The 19,292-nt window shown below is 46.5% G+C and carries 15 protein-coding genes; all 15 read left to right on the top strand.

What is annotated here, in order from left to right:
* Positions 1 to 15 precede the first annotated feature (15 nt).
* A complete protein-coding gene (locus ACZ5NB_RS15980) occupies positions 16 to 525 on the top strand; it encodes a phage tail protein (protein ID WP_460233264.1) in 510 nt (169 codons plus the stop codon).
* A gap of 28 nt (positions 526 to 553) precedes the next feature.
* Positions 554 to 1,411: a hypothetical protein gene (locus ACZ5NB_RS15975; RefSeq protein WP_460233263.1), complete on the top strand. Its 858-nt coding sequence runs from the start codon at positions 554 to 556 to the stop codon at positions 1,409 to 1,411.
* A 40-nt stretch (positions 1,412 to 1,451) separates the two neighbouring features.
* Positions 1,452 to 2,417: a hypothetical protein gene (locus ACZ5NB_RS15970; RefSeq protein ID WP_460233262.1), complete on the top strand. Its 966-nt coding sequence runs from the start codon at positions 1,452 to 1,454 to the stop codon at positions 2,415 to 2,417.
* Between the two features lie 2 nt (positions 2,418 to 2,419).
* Positions 2,420 to 3,463, top strand: a complete 1,044-nt coding sequence (locus ACZ5NB_RS15965) for a Pvc16 family protein (RefSeq protein WP_460233261.1) — start codon at positions 2,420 to 2,422, stop codon at positions 3,461 to 3,463.
* Positions 3,460 to 4,854, top strand: a complete 1,395-nt coding sequence (locus tag ACZ5NB_RS15960; protein WP_460233260.1) for an ATP-binding protein — start codon at positions 3,460 to 3,462, stop codon at positions 4,852 to 4,854. The genes ACZ5NB_RS15965 and ACZ5NB_RS15960 overlap by 4 nt, the downstream gene beginning before the upstream one ends.
* A complete protein-coding gene (locus ACZ5NB_RS15955) occupies positions 4,851 to 5,210 on the top strand; it encodes a hypothetical protein (RefSeq protein WP_460233259.1) in 360 nt (119 codons plus the stop codon). The genes ACZ5NB_RS15960 and ACZ5NB_RS15955 overlap by 4 nt, the downstream gene beginning before the upstream one ends.
* Position 5,211: 1 nt before the next feature.
* Positions 5,212 to 5,868, top strand: a complete 657-nt coding sequence (locus tag ACZ5NB_RS15950) for a CIS tube protein (RefSeq protein ID WP_460233258.1) — start codon at positions 5,212 to 5,214, stop codon at positions 5,866 to 5,868.
* Between the two features lie 43 nt (positions 5,869 to 5,911).
* Complete coding sequence (locus tag ACZ5NB_RS15945) at positions 5,912 to 6,202, top strand: LysM peptidoglycan-binding domain-containing protein (RefSeq protein ID WP_460233257.1); 291 nt, start codon at positions 5,912 to 5,914, stop codon at positions 6,200 to 6,202.
* A gap of 2 nt (positions 6,203 to 6,204) precedes the next feature.
* Complete coding sequence (locus ACZ5NB_RS15940; protein WP_460233255.1) at positions 6,205 to 7,338, top strand: phage late control D family protein; 1,134 nt, start codon at positions 6,205 to 6,207, stop codon at positions 7,336 to 7,338.
* A 73-nt stretch (positions 7,339 to 7,411) separates the two neighbouring features.
* On the top strand, positions 7,412 to 8,230 hold the full coding sequence (locus tag ACZ5NB_RS15935; RefSeq protein WP_460233254.1) for a phage baseplate assembly protein V: 819 nt from the start codon (positions 7,412 to 7,414) through the stop codon (positions 8,228 to 8,230).
* A gap of 5 nt (positions 8,231 to 8,235) precedes the next feature.
* On the top strand, positions 8,236 to 8,616 hold the full coding sequence (locus ACZ5NB_RS15930) for a GPW/gp25 family protein (RefSeq protein WP_460233252.1): 381 nt from the start codon (positions 8,236 to 8,238) through the stop codon (positions 8,614 to 8,616).
* 68 nt (positions 8,617 to 8,684) lie between these two features.
* Positions 8,685 to 10,091 carry a baseplate J/gp47 family protein gene (locus ACZ5NB_RS15925; protein ID WP_460233251.1) on the top strand — a complete coding sequence of 469 codons (1,407 nt, stop codon included), beginning with the start codon at positions 8,685 to 8,687 and terminating at the stop codon, positions 10,089 to 10,091.
* Positions 10,088 to 12,943 carry a baseplate J/gp47 family protein gene (locus tag ACZ5NB_RS15920; protein WP_460233250.1) on the top strand — a complete coding sequence of 952 codons (2,856 nt, stop codon included), beginning with the start codon at positions 10,088 to 10,090 and terminating at the stop codon, positions 12,941 to 12,943. Before ACZ5NB_RS15925 ends, ACZ5NB_RS15920 begins: the two co-directional genes overlap by 4 nt.
* 76 nt (positions 12,944 to 13,019) lie before the next feature.
* Positions 13,020 to 14,567, top strand: a complete 1,548-nt coding sequence (locus ACZ5NB_RS15915; protein ID WP_460233249.1) for a phage tail protein — start codon at positions 13,020 to 13,022, stop codon at positions 14,565 to 14,567.
* A 61-nt stretch (positions 14,568 to 14,628) separates the two neighbouring features.
* Complete coding sequence (locus ACZ5NB_RS15910) at positions 14,629 to 19,161, top strand: DUF6519 domain-containing protein (RefSeq protein ID WP_460233248.1); 4,533 nt, start codon at positions 14,629 to 14,631, stop codon at positions 19,159 to 19,161.
* Positions 19,162 to 19,292 lie beyond the last annotated feature (131 nt).

The raw sequence follows: 19,292 nt of genomic DNA, 5'->3' as shown, positions 1-19,292 counted from the left end.
GAAAGGAGAGTGCCAATGGCAGCCCCGTTATTTCCCGCAAATGCGCACCGTTATGATCCGTATAGAACTTTTATGTTTCAGGTAGTTATTGATGGCGCGCCCGTAGCGGGATTGAAAAAAATGAGTGGTTTGAAAAAGACAACGGAAATTGTGAAGTGGCGATCTGCAGGTGACATCGCAAGTGAGCGCATGATGGCAGGCGGTACATCCTACGAAAACATCACGTTAGAGCAAGGACTCACTCATGACCCCGTTTTCGAGGATTGGGCAAATCTTGTGAATAATATTCAAGGTAATGCTGGCATGTCGTTGGTTAACTACCGTAAAGACTTGGTCATTAATGTGTTGAATCTACAAGGCTCGGTGGCCATGTCGTACCGTGTGTTTGGGGCTTGGGTTTCTGAATACCAAGCGCTTCCGGAATTCGATGCAGGCACAATGAATGCAGTTGGAATACAAACGTTAACCTTGGCTCATAATGGTTGGGAAAGAGATACCTCAGTCACCGAGCCAACAGAAAGCTAAATAGCGTTTAAGTGAGGACGAATTAACGATGTCACTTGGTGCACAGCCATCTGTCGATCAATCAAGAGCAAGTGGATCAGTTTTGCCTGGTGGCATCATTATTGACGGTAGTTTGCGAAAAGACTTCTGTTTCAAACCAGTTTTAGGAGAGATGGAGCTTGTTTTTTCAGATGCGCTAGTGACGTCGAGTTCCTTTCCTTCAATGGTTACATCGGTACTTCAAAATTCGCTTGAGTCCATTGCCGGAGAGTCCCCAACTAGACACTTAGTGCAGCAGCTATCGGTTGGCGATCGACAGTTTCTTATGCGGCAGCTGGCTGCACATGTCAATGATCAAGAAACATGGGTGTCTGCAAATTGCCGTGCTTGTGGAGAAACCATGGATTTATCTTTCCGCTATAGCGAGTTGCCGATAAAAGAGGCATCGGAAAATTATCCAGGTTTTACCTATGAGTGCGAATCTGGCCAATACGAAATTCGAGCGCCAATTGGAGAAGACCAAGAAGTGCTGGCATCAATAAATGGCGATGGGTTAGAGCTTCTATTAAACCGAGTTATTGAACCTGTAAATGGTTCAAAAATACTAGCTCTCAGTAACAATGATTTAGAAGGCATTGAAGCCGCAATTGAAGACGCATCACCCGAAGTGGGAAATCGATTGTTGGCCTACTGTCCCCATTGTGAGGTTGAAAATACTGTTGAAGTCGATTTGTATGGATTTCTCAGTGCCAGCAATAGCCAATTGTTAATTGATGTCCATCAAATCGCTACGCATTACCACTGGAGTGAAGATGATATTTTGAAGCTGCCGACTCATCGTCGAAAGCAATATTTGGCAATGATAGACCGGTCGAGAGGTATGACCGGTGGAAAAAATATTCAATAACTCTTATCAAATTAATACGCTAGAAATACTGGAGTTAAGCGTGGGATTTTTTTCGCAAGTGATATCAGAAAGTCGACGATCGCCAAAGTCTGTAGCGAGAGAATCGGCGATGTCTGCGCCGGTTACGAATTCATCGGCGTTGGACAATACTTCAGTACCGAATGAACAAAACCAATCCAGTTTACATCAGAAGTCAGACACACTCGCTCCATTACAGCTACCTGCTAGCGAAGCTGAAAGCTTAGGTACATCCTCGGGTGATTTGATGAATGATGATTATTCGGCCGAGCCAGCTGGCAAAAATTTGTCGGCATCAAAAAAAATATCTGCTAACGAGCTGAATTCTGAAATATCTCCCCACTTAGCACCCACGAAATATACAGGGGTTCGCCAGCGAGAAGGCTTGTCATCAAAGAGTTTGGCTAAGGTTGAAAATAGAAATCACTCTTCTACCAGTTCGACTAAAAGCTCTGTGTCAGAAGGTGTTTCGAATCGTTCTGCTAATGTCGCTTCTGAAAGCAATTTATCGGGAAATATGGGAAAACCGGTAAATCTGGGTAGCCCAGGGTTATCAGAAAAAACTGGCCTAGAAAAAAGTATAAAAAAAGGGCTTTCAAATGCAAAGCATCCTGATGGTCTAGGTACTTACGATGCTGAGGGAGCAGAGCGCAACATCGAGCCTGATGTGTTTAAGGGTCAAGCTTCTAAGTCCTCTCATCAAAGTGTTGCTGATGACGCGAATCATGTTAAACAAACATCTAATGATCATGCGATCACAAAAACTATCGCCAACGAAGTCGTAAAGGCAACGGCGAGTGTGTCACAACCGTTGCCCGTGCCTCCGGTGTCTTCATCAAAAATTGAAAAGGCTGCATCAAAATCCTCTCAGGTGCGCATTGGCCAGGTTAATGTTGTCGTCGAAAGCGCGTCACTTGAAAAGACGGCTAAAGCAGACCGCAATAAGCACTACCAACTCGATAGTCGCCTCTTTTTGAGGGGGCTTTAGTCATGCCATTACCGCTTTCTTCTATTTCAGTTATGTGCAACTCGGTGAGCGATTTTCTTCGCACGAGCTTGAATGCAGCGAGCAACAATATTGACATTACTGTGGGTGCGCCTGCGGAAGTGCCAGACAGTACTGACGAGCATCGCGTCAATTTGTTTTTTTACCGTTTTGAACCGAGTAGCTTTCAAGCAGGTGCTTATCCAGATGACCCGTGGCGAGTGCGAATGTTTTGCATGGTTACTATTTTTGGCATAGTCGAAGACAGTATATCTGCTGGTGAAAATGAGCTCCGTTTGATTGGTGAAATTATGCGGGTATTTAGACATCAGCCGATCTCAGATGAAGTTGCTGTCAACGGCGACGTAGTACGTTTGCAAACAATTTTCAGTCCTGCGACGGATGAGCAAATCAATCAAGTTTGGTCTACGCAGGGTGACACTACGTATCGACCATCACTTATCTACGAGATGGCGTTGGCACCAGTAATGCCAACAGAGCTTCGTCCTCAGCCTCCGTTGGTAGGAGCATTTGGTGCGGAAACTCGTGCAATACAAGCTGCACGCTACGAAGGTTTTGCGGGCGTAGAACATCAACCGGTAGTGCCAGCGCAATATGTCAATGTCGCCAATCCATTGTGGCAGCCGCTTATTTGTTGGGTGTATAACAATCGCTGTCAACATACGTTGTCTCTCGATGTGGACGACCCTGGATTTGTTTCCTTCGTACCGCAAATTTGGTTAGCAGGTGATCCGAGTGAAAGTGTTGAGCTATTTTGGGAGGCTTGGGATAGTAGCGGTTGGTCCGAAATAACACCATCAGTTAGCGAAAACCCAATCGGAACCGAAATCGACCCAGAGAATATTCCTGCATCTTCTCCAGGCGTATTTCCAATTGATCTTGCTTTGCCGATCTCATTAGCGCCGGGTGAGACCGCCGCGCAGGTTCTGCTTTATGCACAACGCTCAGTCGTCACCTCAGCAGGTGCTGATCCTATTCTGGTGAAAAGTAATCCTTTGCTTATCAGTTTATACAGGGTTTTACCATGAATGATCTAGCAGAAGCATTGTATGTGCCGGCGTTAGATAGTGAGTGGGACCGTGTGGAGCTGCTAGCTAGATGTTTGTTGATGTCGAGAGCCGGTGTAAAACCTGATGATGGAACGATAGCTACGCTAAAAGAGCTTCAACACCAAGTTGAAGCCCTTCGCACTAGCCACCCAAACCCGTGGCAAAAACTACCCGTCGAGAATTTGTCTCCGTTGGCTATGGATGTCCTTGCGGTTATTTATGCCGTTGAGGCTCAGCCGCGTGTTGGCTTGTTGTTACAAGATTTAAACAATACGTCTCAACCATTCCCAACGTTAGCCTTAGTGCAGGTGTTGTTAGCGCTCGATAATCATGAATCCAAGCATTTATACCAGCTTGCGGGTGAGCATGGCGAACTACAACAGCGTGGCCTTATTCAACCAGTGAGCCAACAAAGTGATCAGGCTCAGGAGGCAGGCAGCCATGCGTTTACGTGTATTCGCGCAAATCGATTTTGGTTGGGGACGTTATTGGATTGGCCATTAGCGGAAATAACCCCGCCGGGAAGCTTTCGAGTTAAACAACAAGCGTGCTGGGACGATCTCGTGTTACCACAAGACCGCATTAGCATGCTGCATGAATACATGATGTGGTTAAGGCACAAACACACCGTAGTTGATCAATGGGGTGGTCGCAAAGTGGGTGGTCCTGTCGCACTTTTTAGTGGGCCATCAGGAACCGGTAAAACGTTTGCTGCGAGTGTTATTGCAGGTGAACTGGGCTGGCCATTATATCGAGTCGACCTTGCTCGACTCGTATCAAAATACATTGGTGAAACGGAAAAAAATATAGGTCGCTTGTTTGATTCCGCTCATGGCAAGCAATTAGTGTTGCAGTTTGATGAGGTGGATGCGCTTATGAGTAAGCGCGGAGAAGTAAAAGAAGCTCGTGACCGCTACGCTAATATGGAAGTTAGTTACTTACTGTCCCGTATAGAAGAGCATGATGGCCCTTGCATTTTAACAACTAATTTACGTTCCCATATCGACAAAGCATTTATCCGACGTTTTCAAGCTGTGGTCGAATTTCCGAGACCTAACGAGGCTGCGCGTGCTTTGTTGTGGCGGCGAATGTTGCCACCGCAGGCACCGATTTCTAAGAATGTTGACTTTGAAATGCTGGCGCGATCAGTCAGTTTAACCGGGGGCAACATTCGTAATGCTGCATTACACGCTGCCTATCTTGCCGCAGAGCAAGGTTTTAAAGGGGGGGGAACTGAAATAAATCTTGAGCACATCGCGATTGGTGTATGGCGAGAGTTGACTAAAGATAAAGCGCAAATTCCTACATCAGATTTGGGCGTGCTTGTCGAATACCTACCTGAAAACATTGTTGACCAGGGGGCAAGATGATGTCGCGAGTCGACCGTAATGACACAGAGATCCCGACAGAGCTACTGATCGACAGTTTAAACATTCGTTTACCGAAGGGGTATGAAAAAAGAGCGAATAGTATCGCTAGGTATGTGGCAAAGCACCTGAGTGGTTCAGGGCTACAAGATATTTCAAGTCTCCACCTCGAGTCCCTGACTATTCCAAAGTTGCAGATAACGGATGGTGAATCTAACAGTGTTATTGCTCGACGGGTAGCGAGGGCAGTTGAATCGCAGATAGTGTCGGCGTCAGAAAATAGCGCTATGCATACCCGTGGTGGCGAGCAGCAGATTAAGAATAACAATCAACACAATAATCAGTCGGGGAGTGCATAAAATGCTAGTTAATCTAACCCGAGGAATATTGTTGGAATATGGGTTGTCATTGCCGCCACTCATTTTGCAGTTTGATTTTAATCCGCAAACTCTCTCACGAACGCGATCTATCAATATTACGACTGGAAATGCACCCGGTACGCGTGGCGGCTACGACTTCGCGCTACCAACAGAAACATCCCGTGTCGCACAAGGCGTTAGTGTTGAGCCTGAATCATTCAGCATCGATATTCTTTTAGATAAGTCCGACGTGATGGGCGATCCAAGTTTGCCGGGGCATGCCATTGCAAAGCAGTTTGGTATTGAGCCGGAGTTGGACACGCTACGCAGCATGGTTGAACCCAAAACTCAGGGGCCTGGCGGTATGCAAGTGCTCAGTGGATTGGGGTTAGGAGGGAGCCGAGCCTTTCAGCGAGATGAACACCCCTCTGTACTCTTGTTTATTTGGGGGACACACATTCTTCCGGTTTTCTTAACCAGCGTTCAGGTCGAAGAAGTCTCACATATGCCGTCGCTCATCCCATACCGAGCGAATGTCAGCCTCAGCATGCAAATTATCGAAGGGAATAACCCGTTCTATCAAGTGGAAAAAGTAAGGCAAATGGTTGGTGCAGCGTTAAATCTGGCGCAAGGTGTGTCGGCGACGTTTAGTAGCTAATTTAATATGTTTAATCACTTTAACTAAGGCTTAGCCCGCAAATATGCTGACTAAAAAATCTCGCTATAGAAACGCCAAAAAGTTTTCAGAGGACACTCAAGGAAACTCCATATTCCCTGGTGTTCGCGCTCGCAGGATTGGGCCTGCGACCGGTGTTATTGAACATGAGATTGCGGCAGGTGATCGGCTCGATATCTTGGCACGCCATTATTACAACGATGATAGGTTGTGGTGGCGAATTGTCGACGCCAACCCACAAATACACTTTGCGCAACACCTTCTTGATGATTCGATGGCTGGTAGCGTCATACTGATACCTAAGGTCAAAGAGTAACGATGGGGCTCTTGGATATATTCAGTGACGTCAAACGACAGCCAGCCGAATGTTTGATTGAGGTGGATGGTGAATCGATTGACGACTTGTATCCATCATTGGTTGAAGTCGAAGTGGAATCTAACCGAAGTGATTGGACAGTGGCCACCTTGATATTTGAGAGCCGGCGGATGGAAGACGGCACGTGGATTATTCAGGACGACGAACGAATTGCTGCCTGGAAACCAATCAAAATTGAAGCGGCGTTTGGCGAAGAAACAGAGGAAGTGATGCGCGGTTATATAAAAGAGGTCAGAGCAGAATACCCCGCAGATAAAGGCGGTGCAAAAGTCACTGTTACTTGTCAGGACCATTCCATTTTATTGGATAGGTTACAACGTGAAGAGCGCTGGGGCGCCGATGCGCCGACCACAGATGGTGTTATTGCAACAACCATTGCACAACGAAATGGATTGGTCGTCGCTGATTCGTTAGGTGAGGGCCAAACGGTCGAAGACCTCTTGCAAAATTCGACAGATGTTCACTTTCTCAAAGATCGAGCAGATGCAAGTGGCTACGAAATCATTTTTAGGCAGGGTGAAATGCATTTTGGTGAACGGCAGTTAACCGCCGCGCCCCAATCCACTATTAAAGTGTACGCCGGTCAAGACACAAATTGCATCAGCTTTTCGGTGCGTGAAGATGGGCACCAACCCGATAGTGTTTCTTACCAGATAGCGCCTGAACAGGGGGTTGAAGCAACATCGGTGGAGGTGCAACCCAATCTGCCGTTGTTAGGAAACACCCCAGCGAATAGCAGCAACTCGGGCCTGGAAAATTTTACCTGGCGTTTACGCAAGGAAGGCTTGAGCGACGATGTGCAAGCGGAAGCGGCCGCGCAACGAGCGGCGAATGATGCTGCAATGAAAATAAAGGCCGAAGGAGAGTTGGATGGCAGTTTGTATGGGCATGTATTACGTACAGGTGAGCCGGTTGGCGTCGATGGCGTAGGAGAAAAAAATAACGGCACCTACTATGTCGATTCCGTAACACACCGGTTCGATGTCGATGGGTATAAAGCGATGTTTCAGTTAAGCCGTAACGCCTATGGCGACAATTTGCCGGAAGAAGACAGTCCGTTAGCTGGGATTTTATGAATGAAAGCACATCTACTTGGCGAAAAAGTAGAGCAGAAAGCAGTCCTTAATATACAACGTATTTAGTGAATTTATGGATCAAGCCGCCAGACAAATAGCGCAACAGGTACAGAAACGATACTACGGAAAGTATCGAGGTTTTGTTGCAGACAATTTAGATCCAGAAAAAAGAGGTCGCATTAAAGTGCGTGTGCCTTCGCTTCTTGGCGACCAAGATACCGGATGGGCGTTGCCTTGCTCACCGTTTGGTGGGTTAGCGGATCAAGGTCTGTTTATGGTGCCAGAAATAGATTCGCAGATATGGGTAGAGTTTGAAGAAGGGAATTTAGACAAACCAATTTGGGTTGGGGTTTTTTGGCAACAAACCAGTGATACACCTAGTGAAGCCGCGATTGAGGAGCCTACGACGCGGATGATTAAAACCACTTCTGGTCACGTGTTGCAATTCGATGATAAGGCTGGTGAAGAACAATTCAGACTTTTTCATCCCGCAGGTAGTGAGCTGCTGGTTAATCCTGAAGGAACGGTGAGCTACACCGATGCGGGTGGATCCTCAATTACCCTTGATGCGGAATCCAACAGTATCGTAATTGAAGATAGTAACGGCAACACAACCACTATGGATAGCAGTGGAACAATCATCGAAGATTCCAACGGTAACAAAATCGAAATGGCAGCAGCGGGTATCACTGTCAAAGCGACAAAAATAGTGCTGAAAGGCGAGCAAGTAGAACTCGGTGGTGAAGGAGGAGAGCCATTGATAAAAGGTCAAACCTTTCTGTCGATGTACAACAGTCACACACATGTAGCGACGTCCATTGGCGCTCCTACGGCGCCGCCGGTACCACCATTAACACCCGCAGCGCTCACAATTAAAACCAAGGCTAACTAATAACCATGACTCGACTCAATAATTCGGACTTTATGACGTTTCCACTTTCGATTGGTGCAGATGGATCGAAAAATAGTAACCGGAGAGAGCATGTGCGTGAGCAAATAGAACAGGTGTTGTTTACACACCCTGGTGAGCGTTGGTTTCGTCCCGAGTTTGGCGTTGGAATTCGCGCTCTGGTATTCGAACCGAATGGGAACGCATTATGGGAGCTGACTAAGAAGCGCTTATTGGCATCCTTATCGGAAGCGCTACAGGGAGAGGTGAACCCCGCGAGTTTAGACGTCAGCGTAACTGGCGATGAAGAAAAACTTTTGGTCACTATCGCGTATACATTAGCAACTATTAATCATACTGAAAAATTAGAATTTGCCATTGGCAACTGAAGAAAAAACAACTGGGTAAACGATTAATTTTGCCCTGATTAAAACGACTAATGACTTGAATTACTACTATGGCTAACTCACCAGTACCGCTATTAGAGTTTGTTGAAGGATGCAGTGACTGTGGTCTGCGCACGGCAAGCTTACCATTGCCATTACCTAGTTTAGGTGATGACTTCGATTGGTTGGTGAGAGACTATGACGGCTTCCGTCTGTTTATGATGGAAGAGTTGTCTGCGAGATTTCCAGAGCGGCGCCGTTGGACTCCGGCGGATATGGAAGTTGTTATTGTTGAAGCCTTATCGGTCGTATTAGATCAACTATCCGATATGCTCGATCGGAGTCATGCGGAGGCTTTTCTAGAAACCGCAAGGCAACCTCAATCGGTGCGACGTTTACTGTCGTTAATTGGCTACGATGCTATCGCGCTAGCAGACCCTAAAGCAAAAATACCCGATGCAATACCCAGTATTGTGGAGACGGAAGTCGATATGCGTACGCGGCTGTTGGCTTTTCATACTGGTGTAGAGCGCTATGAGCCTGAGTATCAATTCGTTATCGCGCAACTAACGGCAACTCAACAGACCCGGCTTCAGAATTTTATTAGCGATCCGCATGCGTCAACGTTAGCAGACTTAACAGCAACACAAGCATTCTTAGACAAAGCGCCTGAATTAGTGCAGCGCATTCAGCACGACGCATTACATCAATATTGGTATCTCTATCCTCGTGCAATGGACGCCGCGCGAATGGCTGGGCCGCGTGCAGTGCATACTCAGCGTCGTATGGTGACAACGGCAGATTATGCTGATCGGCTAGCTGACCATCCTCTCGTGTTATTTGCTGAATCCTACAGCCGATGGACCGGGTCTTGGTCGACGGTCCAGGTGGCTTGCATGCTATTTTCGGCAATCGAGTTAGATACGGCGATCAATGAATCTACGTTGGGTGGGCCCAACGTGCTGGCTAGCTTACAGGCACAAGTTAACGAGTTTCATCGCCAGAGAAACCTGCCAGAAATCAATTGGGTGGCCGAGCCGACATCTCGCACAGTATTGCGTACGTACATCGATGCTTACCGTATGAGTGGACAAGAAGTCTTTGTGAGTGATGCGGAAAAAATTGGTATTAACATTTCATTATCCATTCGAATCTCTTCGCACTACTTTCAATCAGAAGTTCAACAAGCCGTATTCCACACTTTGGGAAGTCAGCTGGGCGGCTTCTTTGAGCCTGGGCGCTTGCGTTTTGGTCAGGATCTTTACGCGAGCGACATTGTTGAAATAATCATGGTGCTAGATGGCATTGAAGCCGTGTGCTTAAACCGTTTTAAGCGTGTTGGAAAACGTTTTACAGATCAGTCAGATAGTGGTCGTATCGAGTTGGCCGGATATCAAGTCGCTGTCTGTGACAATGTTGCCAGTAATCCTGCGATGGGCATCTTGCGGTTGGTGGTCCATGGGGGGCAGCGCGGATGAGTGAATTACTCGATAAAAAAGACCTCACTCGTTGGAACCGCGCTGGACTCGAACGTTTTCGATACGTCGATGGTAACGCGGTCACCTATTTAGAAACGCTCCGACTACTGATGAAGCAGGCGTTCACGGAATCTGGTGTCAATCAATGGTCAGCACTTGATACTGAGATACCTGTTCCATCTAATGAGACTGCAGCAGAGAAAAAATCGAGGTGGCAGGCACAATATAAAGCAGAGCGTCGCGATTATGCGTGGGAAATATTGCGAACCTACGCGCGAAGTACTCATGTACTAATGGAGTATGTTGATACTTATGCGAACGAGAATTTTCTGCGCACGGCGACAGAGTGGGAAAATGTCAAACGTTTGGTGGAAATGATCGATTACCACCCTAATCCTCCTGCGTCAGCAGAAACACCTATTGTACTGATTGCTAAAGAGGGGCTATCTGGAACAGTCGAAAAAGGCTTCGCTTTTAAAAACAAACCGGTTGATGGGAGTAAGCCCGCTATTTTTGAAACGCTGTCCGATATTGATGTGGATGTTGCGTTAAATACGTTAAAAGCGAAAGACTGGAATAAATCACAAAACCTTTTTACTTACGACGCTACATCACGAAGTGCAACATTTGAGTTAGCAGAGCCTACCGAGAATGTCTCGGTGGGAACTCTGGGTGTGTTAGTTATCGAGCCTGAGGACGATGATTCCTTCGGCATTGCGGTCACCGTAACCGAGGTGGCTGATACCCAATTAACGCTCTATGGTGAAATGTTATATACCTCAATACCCAGCAGCTTAACAGACTTTCAAGTGCGTTTGCTTTTAAAGCCGGAAGAAAAACGTGAACCCTTGATAAGTGGAAGCCAGGTCATCGAACTTAGTGAAGGGCACGGATTAGGTATCGGTGCTGTTATTAGTTGGTATGCTAGTGGATGGAAAGTGGCGAAGGTGCTCGATTTAGAGGGGAATCGCGTTCGTCTGTCCAGCAATGCGCCATATATTGGCGAAGAAATCTATACCGCAGATTTTGCTGTAAAAGACTACCACTCCTTCCCGAGTGGATCTGAATACGGGATTATTCTACCCACACACCGCGATAATTTACGGAAAAATAATGCTCTGTGGGATCAAAACTTAAATTCGGTTAGCGATTCAAACCACAATCATGGTACCTATGGGTATGAGTTGGACTTTTTCGCGTCCAGCACAAGAGATCGTTTGTACTATGTGCCGGAGCGTGAACCAGTAGCAACGGTTACCGACCGAAATATACAAGATTGGACTTTTACGGGGAAATCGAAAAAATTTAAGAGTGGCGATTGGTTGGTCGCTCAAAATGACAGCTTAGGGAATGCTTATCGAGCAACACAGATTGAAGAAATAATCGAACATAGCGATAGCTTTGACATTGTACCGGATAGAACCGTCACCAATGTTGAAGTGGTGCATGGACTTTTTTCTGTTGAACTCAAACCCAAAGACTACGATAAAAACCACCAGCCCATATTTTTAACGGATAGTGTTTATCGTTCAGACGTTAACAGCACTATCCCGCTTGACTTTGATAGCTATTCCGATTTGCTGGCACCTGGGCGACAAATAATGTTGGTGGGCAAGCTAAGTGCTTTGGCACTCACAGTCAAAGCAGTTGATACAGATAATGAATTACTTGTGGTCGAGCCAGCAATTCCGGGAAGTGAAAAGAGCTCAACAGGAGAAACAGATAACTTTACCCGATACGACAGTGTGTTGTATGCCAATGTGGTGAACTCCGGACATGGTGAAACACACAACAAAATAATATTGGGATCTGGCGATGCGACCAAAACTAATCAATCATTTCACCTTGATGTAAATGATATCAGCTTTGTTGCTGATTCGAAGTTCAGCTCAGGCGTCCGAGCAGATCTGGCCGTCAAAGTAGATAACCGTACTTACACCCAAGTGAGTACGCTCATTGATTCAGAACCCGAAGATCCACACTTCGTTGTTCAAATGCGAGAAGACTCTACTCTCGATATCGAGTTTGGTGATGGCACCTTGGGGCGTCGTTTGCCCAGCGGGACCAATAATATTGTTGTCGTTTACAGAACTGGAACAGGCTTGGCGGGAAATTTATCCGCTTACAGTTTAGAAAAGACAGTAAAACCACACTATTTAATTGAAAGTGTGGCCCAGCCAATTCTCGCGTCCGGCGGGAATGACATGGAATCTGCTGAGTCTATGCGCGAGCATGCGCCGTCTAGTGTGTTGACGTTAGAGCGAGCTGTATCGGTAACGGATTTTTCAAATCTGGCCCAGGCGAACAGTAGTGTATGGCAGGCAAAAGCCGTTATGCAGCAGCCAACGCTTTCACGAAGTAATAAAGTCAATGTGGCAATTGTTCCCGCCGGCGGAGGCGACTTGGGAAGCTTATCAGAGACTATTGCCGGTACGCTAAACGAACATTGTTTACCTGGCGTGAGCGTCACTGTGTTGCGCTACCAAGCCATACTGCTTGCACTCACGATTATCGTTAATGTTAAAACCGATGAATACGATATTGATGAAGTAGAACTAGCCGTTAAGCAAAAAATAGCAACGGATTTTAGTTTGAAAAATGCATCACTTGGCAAACCGTTTTATCGAAGCCAAATTATTCAGTCGGTCGAATCGGTCACAGGTGTTGAAAATTGCCAGTGTCAAATACTAGAGAGTTTTATCGATGAGTCTGGTGCGACGGTAACGCCAGATTCCGTCGCGCTTAGCCTAAACGGCTATGTAAAGCGAATATCGCCTAGTTGGAATCAGTTGGTTTATTTTGAGTCAAGCACGTCAGCGCTCAATCTGACGATGCAAACGTTCGTCCCTTAACGTGCGTTCAATTCGATAAACATAATGTGTTGTATCAATTTTTAAAAAGGGTTTAACCCAATGGCGCTTAAATACTATGCCTAATCAAGCAGATCAGTTGTACGACATCGTGCCGGCATTGTATCGCAATCGCGATAATGGTGATCTGCACAAATATTTTCGAGGAACGGGTTCTTTACTGGATCAAGTCTTAGCTACCCTCCATCAAAAGCAAGCGGATAACTTTCCAGACAGCCCTCTTGATGGAAGTTTATCGAGTCAAGAATGGCTACTGCCGTATTTTGCTGATCTGCTCGATGTGAAGCTGGTGTCGCCATTAGCAAAAGGTAAGCGAGAAGAGATTGCCAATGCGGTTCGGTGGCGACAAAGCAAAGGAACGCTCCAAGTCATTGAAGATATTGCGGAAGCCATTGGGCAGCTTGAAATTATCATTCAAGAAGGCTGGCAGCGCGTGGCGGTAACGCCACGACTCAACCTGCCAGAAATTCCTGCGACTGCTTATGGCTACAGCCAGGATGCCCCCGACGAACCGCCATCAATGGCGGCGAAACATCCTGGTTTACCCGCCGTAACACCAGACTTTCGTTGCCCGTCTGGTGCCGTAAGTTCGACAACGGCCAACCCGGCCGCGCAACAAACAACTGTTGATGGCGAAACAAGCGTGTGGCGGCAAAGCAGTTTTCATGGCGCGCCTTGCCATCCCGACCAATTTGATGATGTATCTCCACGGACCGTCGATTTTCGCACGTCAAATTGGCGCCAGGGCCACTATCATCCCGACAAAATAATGCTCTACATGGTACCGCCAGCCGGTTTTTTTCAAACGAATATTGTGAGCGTTAATTGGAGTGAGGAACCTAGCGATGCGTTTCTGTCTGTTATTGACGTAATCGAAGAGGAAGGAAAAACAATTTTCCGCAACAAAACCTTTGGCACCGATGATTTTACGCCTGTCCGTGTGAGAAAAGTGATTAAGTTGGGGCAAGTTGATGATGGAGTAGGAGACGCAGACTTTTACACCTGGCGATTTGAAGGTCTGGTGCTAGAGAATACTGTCGAAGCAGATTCCGGGCGAGTGGAGCTAGAGGCCTGCGCTGTTCGCAAAATCGAAGTGCACAGTATTGATGACGAATTACCTGTTATATCAGCGAAAAACTGTTTAATAAAGCGCCTGCAAGCAGCGCGTTCATTATCTCAGCTTGAATACTGCACATTGTTGGATAAGGTCGTCAGTGAAGTCATCAATGCGTCCGATTGTATCTTTCTCAATATCATCAAAAAAGATCACCCCTCCGATGCGCCACCTGAAGATGGTTGTATACGTTATTCCTCGGTGCCATTAAGTCAGGCTAAAGGTGGAATGTCTTTCTCAAAAATAACCAGAGATAAACCGACGTTTTTTGCTGAGTCATTTGGCGAAAGAAGTTGCGCCGTTCTCCATCCCGCGACATCTACAGCGATCCGTTATGGCAGTGCTGATGGTGGTGAGATGGGCGCATTTCACTTCCAATATTTAAGCTTGTTACCTGAAGCAGTGGCTAACAAGTTGGTGGACTATCTGCCGCTCGGATTAGAAGCCGTTGTTATACCAGACGAAGGATTGACTGAACTCTTGACCATATAAGCACACAGCTGCTTAAACAATTACTTGGGACTCCACTTAGGATTAGAAACGAGCAGACCTAATGAAAACACAAATTTCTCGCAACAGTTTTGATGCACAAAAACGATATTCCGGCGTATACCAACAAATGGGGCGGATGCTAACCGATGCAGATTGGAATGAATTTTCGGATTTAGCAAAAAATCGTTTAGCAGAAGCCATAACCGACATCATTGGCAGTGGCACCCCTCGTGATAGAGGGATTGTCGCTGTTAACGAAAACCCCGATGGCTCCGAGTCATATACGTTGCAATGGGGATATGCCTATGTTGACGGAATTCAGGCGCAAGTAAGGCCGTACCCCCAAGCCACATTAGCTGATGCCACCGGCGTGGCATTGGAATACGAACATCAAGATGACTTTCCTCTCGCACCAGTGCCATCTGGTAGTCATCGTTTATATTTGGATGTCTGGGAACGAACCATTTTATCGATAGAAGATGCCGACTTGCTCGATGCTGGTTTGCATGGAGCAGATACGTGTACCCGTACCCAAACCATGGCCCAAGTGAAATGGTGTGAGGTAGATGTTAACCCGGAAGATCCCGATGTAAACCCGCCTATTGGCAATGCTCTGCTGACCCTTGAGGTACGTCAGGGGAGCACCGAGCCTGATCCATGTGATCCTTGTGCAGATGAAATTGCACTGCAAGACGACATAGGCAATTACCTTTTTCGTATTGAAGCACACGACGTCATTTATGATAGCGACGGCAATCCAGAACGTATCACGCTTAAGTGGTCGAGCGAAAACGCAGGTGAGCAATATGGCATTGGCGAATTACCTCTAGGCTTTGCTAGTAGCAACTGGGCTTACGAGTTTTTTGATGGCGAGGCTGACCGTTATGCGACCGAAAAACATTTGGGAAAACATTTAGCCTCGGGGTTTAATCCAGAGCGTGGCACGTTAACCAAGGGTTATCCAGATGCTGAGCCTACAGGGTTTGAGCTGGTACGGCGTTGGGATGGTTTTTGTACGTTAGAAAAAAACGGAACGACATGGAATTTAGTGTCAGATAGTGGTTTTGATCGGGGTGCCGATATGGCATCCACGTCGTCAGCTGATGCTCACGGTCATGTGAGTGAAGGTGCCAGTGTCACGTTAAACTTGAATGCTTTAACAGCGATACTCGACATTGCCGATTGGCAAATGCTGGCCGGCGACTATTGGCAAGCAGATGTTCGCCAAGCCATTCATGTCGCAGGCTCAATATTATTGGCCGATGAGCTTCCTCATGGCATTCTCCATCACTATTTGGCTTTGGGCACTGTTTCTGACGGGGAATTTACACCCTACGATGCACCGGAGTGTAAACGTTTCAACTTTCCTCCTTTAACCGATATTAAAGCAAGCGACGTGTGCTACGACAACGGCGCATGCGAAATGCCCAACGTAAATACCGTGCAAGATGCGTTGGACCATCTATGTCAAGAACGGGATCTTCGCTGGCATAACAAGCATTTACATGGCTGGGGTATTGTTTGTGGTCTCGTGGCGGAGTGCTGTCCTAACCACTCAGAAAACGCTTCGTCTGAAGGAGCTGGCACTTCAGATGAGAACGAAGCATCCGACAACGGCTTCGATAGCCGCCGCAGTGTTTGCGTCACGCCAGGTTACGCCCTTACTTGTGAAGGTGAAGACATTGTTCTCGATAGCCAGCAGCAAGTTGATGTATTAGCTCAAATCTTGGCGTTAGAAGAATCCGGGCAAACCGTGCTGACGAACGGCAATGGTACCGTGTGTTTACGTGTTGATATAGGCGCAAATGGCAAGCCTGCTTTGACCATCGAACCCTATGATTCATCACGCCATAAAAATAACTTATTTGATGGCACATTGCTGATGGACTTCTTTCAGCACTGCATCATGGATTTGGTTACAGCGGTTCAAAACGAGTTTCGTTTTCTAAATGCTGAGGAAATAGAAGAAATTGAAGGTGGTGCAACAGGCTTGGTTTCTGTGCAGCGCCGAAAATTCACAAGTATCATAAATCTGTTAATACAAGTATTTAATGCAGACAATGGTGGTTATGTTTTCCTCTCGCTGAAAGAACATAATATTCTGAAAGACTTCTACCTTCAGCTGCAAGAGCTTTTACGGAGCAAAACCTTTTGCGCAATGTTTGAGGGTGATGAGTTTCCTGAATACCCGTTCCGCGAAACAGGGATGACTACAATATTCGGTAAGAATCTCCATACTCGAGTTCAGTTACATCCCAACGGCCGTTACCTCTACAGCTACAACGGTGTTGATAATACCATCAATGTTTATGAGCTAGAAAAACGAGAACTCGTTAAGGTGTTGGAGATGCCTTCAGCCGAGGGCGCGCAAATTAGTTCGTTAGCGATATCGCCAAGCGGCGATTTACTGTATGCCGCTGCGAGTGTGCGTGGCGTTGATACTGTATTTGGTGTGGCCCGAATCGAGGATGATTATCGTTGGGAAGAGATGACTATCCTTTGCGATATCACGTTGAGCGAAATGGTCGTCTCTCCAACAGATGAGGGGTTGATCTACGGCATTGGTATAGGCAAAGGCCTGTTCTATCTTCGGCCTCAATTACTCTTTGCCGATGTGAAACCTCAACCAGCACCAACCTACAGCTTTAATGCCGTAGGTCATTTGAAACTGGATTTTAATGAAGGTAATGCTTACTGCACCGCGAGCGGGAGTGATACGGGGTCTGATTACTATGACAGGATTGTACAATGTGATTTAAGAGGTACTGGTGAAAATCTACCGGTTACCACCAGTCTCATGCTGCAAGGATTCGCAGGGGAATCCTTAATCGGTCGTGATGGTATCGAGATTAATCCCGCACGCGTAGCTGAGGATAAACGGGTCTATGTCATCGTAGAGGCGAACGATAATCAAAAATACTTAGCAACGTTCTCGAGACCTTTCGAAAACGGAGCTGGCAAGCTGCAAAACATGGTCGCTATTGAAAATACTCAGGTGTGTTTAGCGTTTCATGAAGAGCGGAATCAGTTGGCGTTAGGCCTAGAAGACGGTTATCGGTTGCAGTTATTTGAATACAATGGATCAAGTAGTAACTTTTTCCGGACGCCAGTACAAATCCAACCGACCGATATGGTTGTGAACAGGGAGACAGGTGAGACCTATGTGCTCAATTACGTGAGTAATACGATAAGCCTAATTCCCAGCGAAGAACTTTCCGTACCACCTGAATTTCTAGAGCGTTTAGCCAATTACCGTATGGCGATACTCATGGCGTTTTATAGTCTGGTTGGCAATATCCTACAGTATTTAAAAGATTGCTTTTGTCATCACTTATTAGTCAAGTGTCCGAGTTGCGACGATGACAATGTGATCTATCTCGCGACAGTAGAAATCCGTGAAAATGAAGTTTATAAAATATGTAACTTCGACAAGCGCAAGTACGTGAAGTCATTTCCGACAGTCGACTATTGGATGTCACTGGTGCCTATCATGCCGTTGATTAAAACAGCGGTGAGCAAGGTGTGTTGTTCAATCATTCCAAATATATTTGATAAATATGCCGACACTGTCGTTCGTTCACCGAAACAATCGGCTGGGCAGAATGCAGCAGGTAATAACAGCGTCAAAGCTCAACAAGCCCGCCAGGTGATGCAGGTTGTACAAACCACTGATACTAAAGCTATTTGGCGAAATCAAACCAATAGTATCAACCTGGTAACCCAGCTCGGTGGCGATCGTGTCAGTAATTTTATTGATGTAAATCGTACCAATCAGACGGGCGTAGGAAAGCAAGCGCTGCTTCAAGCTGATGTCGATCAAGCGGTTGTAGAGTTAGAGAAGAATAATATTACCGTTTCCAGCGTTGAAGAGTACGACCCCAATAAAGCGAACGTCTATTTGGCTGAATACAATAAAGCGCCGCCGCGTATCGATCCTGGGAGTGAGGTCATCTTGATTAAAAAAGGTGATCGAGTGATGTACTACGCACCGAAACAGACTACAAGATCGGCGACTAGTGTTGATTTCACAAGTGTGGAAATTTCAGAAACCTTGAAAGGTGAGTTAGTGGCATTAGAGCAGCGTAAAACAGCGCTGTCCGATATGACACACCTTGAGGCTGAACTTGCGCAGGCTGAAGCTCGACGCAACAGTTTGTCTGAAACAGAATCGTTAAAAGCTGAATTGGCTGACTTGCAGAGCCAGAAAGCGAGCATGGAAGCAGAGTTGGCTGGCATAAAATCAGAATTCAGTAGTATTCAAAATACTCGCACCCAAGAAGAAGCAATGCTGACACAAATTAAGGCTGAGCGAGAAGCGTTGGCGGCTGATTTATCGGGTCTTAGTCAGAACCTAAAAGATATGGATGCCATGCGTAAAGAGTTAGCGGTCGAAGTCAACAAAACGAGGCCAGTGGCTGATTTGGCAGAAGTTGATACACAAACCGATGCGCTTTTAAAAGAGGCAGGTATTCGAACGATAGACGAGCTAGCTAAAGCCAGCGAGTCTAGCCTGGCATTAAATAGCGATGCTGATGTGCAAAAAATGAAATTAGCCATTGACGCAGCCAAAAACAAGTTGAGCCTGTTACCTTAACGGAGAAAAACGGGTGTTGATAACGCAATTGAGCGAGATGTATATATCACCCGCGTTAGATCCAGATGACAAGGCTCCAAATGATAAATCTTCGTATGACAGATAGGGTGGCTAGAACGTTGCGGATTGTG

Source organism: Aurantivibrio plasticivorans, assembly GCF_055392955.1.
This window is presented reverse-complemented; position numbering and strand designations above follow the sequence as displayed.